Here is a 2,051-nt window from a genome sequence, read left to right as displayed (position 1 = left end):
ATCACCGCCCTCGCCCAACACCACACCCACGGCCACCCCATCAACTGGACCCACCACACCCCCACCCCCACACACCACACCCCCCTCCCCACCTATCCCTTCCAACACACACCCCACTGGCTCACACCCACCACCCACACCACTGCTCCGGAGCCCTTGAGCGACAACTCGCTGTTCCGAGTGCAGTGGGTGCCGTTCGATGTTCCGGCCGACAGTGCGTCCACGCTGACCGCCGAGACAGTCGTGCTCGGCGACGGTTCCGGGGCGGCGGCCGACGCGGCACCGGGCGCGACGAACCACCCGGATCTCGAATCCCTCGGCGCAGTAATCACCGAGGGCGGCCCCGTTCCGCCGCTGGTGATCGCTCCCCTCTTCCTCGGGCCCGACGACGAGGCCGCCACCCCCGAGCAGGTCCACGCGGCCGTCCACCACGCCCTCGCGCTGTTGCGCACGTGGGTGTCCGACGACAGGTTTGCGGCATCGCGACTGGTCCTGGTCACCCGTCAGGCAGTGGCCACGCACCGCCGGGAGGTACCGCACCTCGCTCAGGCCGCCGTCCGGGGACTCGTTCGCGCGGCACAGGCCGAGTACCCGGACCGCTTCACTCTTGTCGACCTGGACGAAGGGGCGGCCGAGACCGGCGGTGCGACGATCCTCGCGGCCGTCGCCGCCCAGGAACCGGAGGCTGCCGTGCGGCGCGGCGTCCCGTGCGTACCGCGGCTGGGGGTCGCGACCGACCGGCACGCCCCTCAGAAGGCATTCGGCTTCACACCTGGTGGCACGGTGCTGGTCACGGGCGGTACGGGCGCACTCGGCGCGCTCACCGCACGCCACCTCGTCACCCACCACGGCGTCACCCGCCTCCTGCTCACCAGCCGACGCGGACCCGAAGCCGAAGGCGCAGAACAACTACGCACCGAACTCACCGCACTCGGCGCCCACATCACCCTCACCGCCTGCGACGCCGCCGACCACAACGCACTCACCCACCTCATCAACACCATCCCCACCGAACACCCCCTCACCGCCGTCATCCACACCGCCGGCACCGTGGACATGGGCCTGTTGCCCGGTTTGACCTTCGAGCAGGTCGAGTCGGTAATGCGTCCGAAGGTCGACGCCGCCTGGAACCTCCACCGCCTCACCGAGGGCATGGACCTCGACGCGTTCGTCCTCTTCTCCTCCATCGCCGGCACCCTCGGCGCCCCCGGCCAGGCCAACTACGCTGCGGCCAACACCTTCCTCGACGCCCTCGCCCACCACCGCCACGCACAGAACCTCCCCGCCACCAGCCTCGCGTGGGGTCCCTGGGCCCATGAGGCAGGCATGATCCGGCATCTGTCCGACAGCGCGGTCACCCACATCGGCCGCAGTGGCTTTCCGCCGTTGCCGACCGGGGAGGCGCTCGCCCTGTTCGACGCCACTCTGGCCAGCCCCGCACCGTCGCTGGTCACGGCCCGTCTCGATGCCTCGGCACTGCGTCTCCAGGCACACCAGGGTGTACTTCCTCGGCTGCTGCGGGGCCTGGTGAAGCCGGAGGCCCCTGCTGACGTTCCGGCCGGAGACGACAGCGGAACGCACTCGTTCAACACGCGACTCGCCGCGCTGCCCGAGGCCGACCGGCCCCAGTACCTCGTCGAGCTCGTACGGGACTCCGCGGCCGCCGTGCTCGCGCACTCGGATCCCGAGGCGCTCGACCTCGAGCAGACTTTCAAGGGACTCGGCTTCGACTCGCTGACCACGGTCCAGTTTCGCAATCACCTCAACGCCGCCACGGATCTCGGGCTGCCCACCACTCTTGCGTTCGACCATCCCACCCCCGCCGCTCTCGCACAGCACCTCTACCAGCAGCTCACCGAGAGCGCGCCCACCGTCGCACCGACACCACCGGCCTCTGCAACCGGCACCCGAGAGGAGCCGATCGCGATTGTGGGGATCGGTTGCCGGTATCCGGGCGGGGTGGCTTCGGCGGAGGACCTGTGGGAGCTGGTGTCCGAGGGCAGGGACGCGATCTCCGGCTTCCCCTCCAACCGCGGCTGGGACACCGAAGC

1 protein-coding gene is annotated in these 2,051 nt (G+C 70.3%); it reads left to right on the top strand.

Annotated elements, in window-relative coordinates; all coding sequences use genetic code 11:
- Positions 1–156: 156 nt before the first annotated feature.
- The coding region (locus tag ACWIHY_RS40205; protein ID WP_454381703.1) for a type I polyketide synthase at positions 157–2,051 on the top strand (1,895 nt) is incomplete at its 3' end.

Source organism: Streptomyces sp. NPDC055287, from assembly GCF_053646035.1.
The sequence above is the reverse complement of the archived record's forward strand: the minus strand, read 5'-3'. Positions and strand labels throughout refer to the sequence as shown.